The organism is Streptomyces netropsis (assembly GCF_014203545.1).
Taxonomy (GTDB): Bacteria; Actinomycetota; Actinomycetes; order Streptomycetales; family Streptomycetaceae; genus Streptomyces; species Streptomyces netropsis.
In genome coordinates this window covers 1-4333 of sequence record NZ_JACHJG010000036.1, presented here as the reverse complement: position 1 = coordinate 4333, position 4333 = coordinate 1, and the positions used below count along the sequence as shown (strand labels likewise).

The following is a 4333-nucleotide window of genomic DNA, read 5'->3' as shown; positions in this document are numbered from 1 at the left end:
ATCGGAACCCGGTCCCGAATTCCGGCATGCCGAAATCGATCCCGTTCAAGGGCCGTGCAGTAGAGATTGCCGCCAGTGAGGCGTGAAGTGCCGCCTCGCCATCCTCGCGGACGCCGTGGCAACTCGAAGGACTCTACACGAGCCCGGTACGACGCATCAAACCGGTGGCGCAAGGGGTTTTGGTGGCGGTACCGTCACCGCATGACCAAGCATGCGCACACCCAGCAGTGGTGGGCCGCCTGACCGGCGGCCGATCAGCGCATGCATCCAACGGCCGCCGCCTCGGCGGCCGTTTTTGCTGTCCGTGGCGGTGGTCCCCTCTCCAGGGAGACAGCACCGATGACACGCAGCTTCAGCGGGATCAAACCGACCGGCCACCTCACCCTGGGCAACTACCTCGGGGCCGTCCGCCAGTGGGTCGAGGTGGATCAGCACCAGGCGGACGCCCTCTTCTCCGTCGTCGACCTGCACGCACTGACCGTGGACCACGAACCGGCGCGCGTACGAAGGCTCAGTCGGCAGGCGGCGACGCTGCTCCTGGCGGCCGGGCTGGATCCTGCGCGGTGCACCGTGTTCGTACAGAGCCATGTGGACGAGCACACCCGGCTGTCCTATCTCCTGGAGTGCACGGCCACCGACGGCGAGATGCGACGGATGATCCAGTACAAGGAGAAGTCCGCGCGGGAACGGGCGGCGGGCGGCAGCGTACGGCTGTCGCTGCTGACCTATCCGGTGCTGATGGCGGCGGACATCCTCGCCTACGGGGCGGACGAGGTGCCGGTGGGTGACGACCAGGCCCAGCACGTGGAGCTGACCCGCGACCTGGCGGTGCGGTTCAACCAGCGCTACGGGCGGACGTTCACCGTGCCGAAGGCCGTACTCCCTGCCGTGGCCGCCCGTGTCATGGATCTCCAGGACCCGACGTCGAAGATGGGGAAGTCGCACGCGGAGACGGCGGGCATCGTCTATCTGCTGGACGAAGCCGAGGTCGTGCGCAAGAAGGTCATGCGTGCGGTGACGGACAGCGGGAGTGACGTCGCCTACGACCGGGAAGCGCAGCCCGGTGTCGCGAATCTGCTGGAGATGCTGGCGGCGTGCACGGACGGCAAGCCGGCGGAACTGGCCGAGGGGTACACCTCGTACGGGGCGTTGAAGAAAGACACAGCGGACGCGGTGGTCGAGTTGCTGCGTCCGGTGCGAGAGCGGCACGCGGAGCTGTGTGCCGATCCGGGATATGTGGACGGCGTCCTGCGGGAGGGTGCCGAGCGGGCGCGGGGGCTGGCACGGCCGATCGTCGACGCCGCCTACGCCGCTGTGGGGCTGATGCGGCCCGTATGAAGGCGGGAGACGCCTGATCCGTGCGCGCCCCGCGATGCGGGGCGCGCACGGAATCGTCGCGGAACGTCAGGCGTGTCCGGAGGCCAGTTCGCGGCTGCGGTCGCGGGCTGCCTCGAGAGCGGCGATCAGTGCTGCTCGTACCCCGTGGCGTTCGAGCTCGCGGATCGCGCTGATCGTCGTCCCCGCGGGGGAGGTGACCGCTTCGCGGAGCTTGACGGGGTGCTCGCCGCTGTCGCGGAGCATGACGGCCGCGCCGATGGCGGCCTGGACGATCAGGTCGTGGGCCTTGTCGCGAGGCAGGCCGAGCAGGATGCCGGCGTCGGTCATGGCTTCGACGAGGAAGTAGAAGTAGGCGGGGCCGGAGCCGGACAGCGCGGTGGCCGCGTCCTGCTGGGTCTCCGGGACACGGAGCGTCTTGCCGACCGGCTTGAAGATCTCCTCGGTGCGGAGGAGGTGCTCCTCGGTCGCGTGGGAGCCGCCGGAGATGACGGACATGCCTTCGTCGACGAGGACCGGGGTGTTCGGCATGACGCGCACGACGGGGGTGCCCGCCGGAAGCCGCTCTTCGAAGAGGGCGGTGGGCACACCGGCCGCCGCGCTGATGACCAGGCGGTCGGCGGGGAGGTGGGGGGCCAGCTCGTCGAGGAGGGTCGTCATGTCCTGTGGCTTGACCGCCAGGATCAGCGTGTCCGCGTTCTTGGCGGCCTCGATGTTGCTGACGACCTCGACGCCGTAGCGGGCGTGGAGCGCTTCGGCCCGCTCGGGACGACGGGCGGTGATCAGCAGATCGGCAGTGGACCAGCCGGCGCGGATCATGCCGCTGAGAAGCGCCTCGCCGATCTTTCCGGTGCCGAGGACGGCGACTTTCTGAGGCACGGGGCTCACCACTTCGCTGCGCTGGGCTTCAGGGTCGTGCGGACCGTACGGGCCTGACCGGGCCGAACGGTCCGTGCCCGGTCATCTTCGCACGCCAGGGCGGGCCGAACGTATGCACGCACACAGGCGCACGCCGGGGCGATCGGAGCGGGTTGCTCCTGTTTCCTGCCGTCGCGTTTACGTGGTGGTTACAGATCAATTCCCCAACCCCCAGCGGCACTTGGGCACTCTGTGGTCCAGTGTCCACAGCACATCCCCTGGGGCGACGGCATCGACTTTCTCGATGGTTGACCATGCCTTGACGAAGGCCATGCCTACCCCTCCCCCGTCGACGGCTGCCCCTGTCCCCGAGGCGCCCGTCCTCACGAAGGCCCGGACTGGCAGTCCCAGCCGTACCGGCCGCGACAACGCGTCACAACGATCCGTATCGCTGTGCGCCGCCACGGCGCGCTGGAGGCAACCTTCATGCAGAAAAGCCGCTTCAGCCATGTCCGAAATACCGTCTCCGTCTCCCGGGGGGACCTCCGGGCGGACTTCACCGCCTCGCTCGTCGTCTTCCTCATAGCCGTGCCGCTGTCCGTCGGTATCGCCGTCGCTTCCGGTGTCCCGGTCGAGCTGGGTCTCGTCACCGGCATCGTCGGCGGAATCCTCACCGGGCTGCTGCCCGGCAGCAGTCTCCAGGTCAGCGGGCCCGCCGCCGGACTGACCGTGCTCGTGTACGAGGCCGTGCGGGCGTACGGGCTCGAGGTGCTCGGTGTGATCGTGCTCGCCGCCGGGCTGTTGCAGGTGGCGATGGGGGTGCTGCGGCTGGGACGTTGGTTCCGGGCGATCTCCGTCGCGGTCGTCCAGGGCATGCTCGCGGGCATCGGTGTCGTCCTGATCGCGGGCCAGCTGTACGCGCTCGCCGGCGCCGACGCCCCGGCCGGCGGCCTGGCGAAGCTGGGCGGGCTGCTGGGACTGGTCGTCGACACCGTGCGCTCGCCGGAGGCGCTGACCGCGGTGGCGGTGGGCGTCGGTACGACGGCGGTGCTGGTGCTGTGGCCCCACTGGCGACGGGGTGCCCTCGTGCTGCCCGCGCCACTGGCCGCGGTCGCACTGGCGACCGTCGTGGTGGGCACCCTGTCCCTGCCGGTGACACGGGTCGAGGTGCACGGGCTGCTCGACGCGGTACAGCCGCCGAGTGGCGGGGGCTTCGCGCGGCTGGCGGAGTTCGGGGTGCTGGGGACGGTTCTGGCCTTCGCGCTGATCGCCTCCGCGGAGACGCTGTTCAGCGCGGCGGCGGTGGACCGACTGCACGAGGGGCCCCGCACGGACTACGACAAGGAACTGATCGCCCAAGGCGCCGGCAACACGGTGTGCGGCGCGCTCGGCGCACTTCCCATGACGGCCGTGATCGTCCGCAGCGCGGCCAACGTGCAGGCGGGCGCCCGGACGAAGGCCTCGCGGGTGCTGCACGGGGTATGGATGCTGGTCTTCACCGCACTGCTGCCGTGGGCACTGGGGATCATCCCGGTGGCGGCACTGGCGGGGGTATTGGTGCACGCGGGGTGGAAGCTGATTCCCGGGCGGGAGTTGGTGCCGCTGTGGCGGGACCACCGGGGTGAAGTGGTGGTGCTCCTGGCGACCACGGGGTCGATCGTGGCGACGAATCTCTTCGAGGGCGTGCTCATCGGACTGCTCCTGGCCGTCGCCAAGGCCGCGTGGGAGTCCTCGCACGTGCACGTGGAAACGGTCGCGACGGCCGACGGCGTCGTACGGGCACGCGTACTCGGCAATGCGAACTTCCTCCGGCTGCCCAAGCTGCTCGACGAACTCGAGGCGCTACGGCGTCCGGGGCACGGCGTCGAGCTCGACCTGGCCGGCCTGCGCCATGCGGACCACGCTTGCCGAGCGGCGTTGGTGGCCTGGGCGGAACGGCATGCCGAGGTAAAGGGCACGGTGTCGACGGGGCCGCCGGTCGAGGCCTAGGAGAGCAGGCCGTCTCCGGGAATTCAGCGGCGGGCATTCCGGCCCCGAGAATTTGACCGGAAACGCAGAATAGCCCCCGCAGGAACCAGATGGTTCCCACAGGGGCTACTCTTAAAAATTGTTCGGCGGCGTCCTACTCTCCCACACGGTC

3 protein-coding genes are annotated in these 4333 nt (G+C 69.7%); 2 read left to right on the top strand and 1 reads right to left on the bottom strand.

Annotated features, from left to right (window positions below):
- Positions 1 to 339 precede the first annotated feature (339 nt).
- The gene (trpS, locus tag FHS38_RS34745; RefSeq protein ID WP_184740585.1) at positions 340 to 1338 is read left to right on the top strand and encodes a tryptophan--tRNA ligase; all 999 of its coding nucleotides are present in this window, start codon (positions 340 to 342) and stop codon (positions 1336 to 1338) included.
- A 66-nt stretch (positions 1339 to 1404) separates the two neighbouring features.
- On the opposite strand, the gene proC is transcribed toward trpS, so the two are convergent.
- Positions 1405 to 2214, bottom strand: a complete 810-nt coding sequence (gene proC, locus FHS38_RS34740) for a pyrroline-5-carboxylate reductase (protein WP_184740583.1) — start codon at positions 2212 to 2214, stop codon at positions 1405 to 1407.
- 465 nt (positions 2215 to 2679) lie between these two features.
- On the opposite strand from proC, the gene FHS38_RS34735 reads away from it, so the two are divergent.
- Positions 2680 to 4182 carry a SulP family inorganic anion transporter gene (locus FHS38_RS34735; RefSeq protein WP_184740581.1) on the top strand — a complete coding sequence of 501 codons (1503 nt, stop codon included), beginning with the start codon at positions 2680 to 2682 and terminating at the stop codon, positions 4180 to 4182.
- The last annotated feature ends 151 nt before the right edge of the window (positions 4183 to 4333 follow it).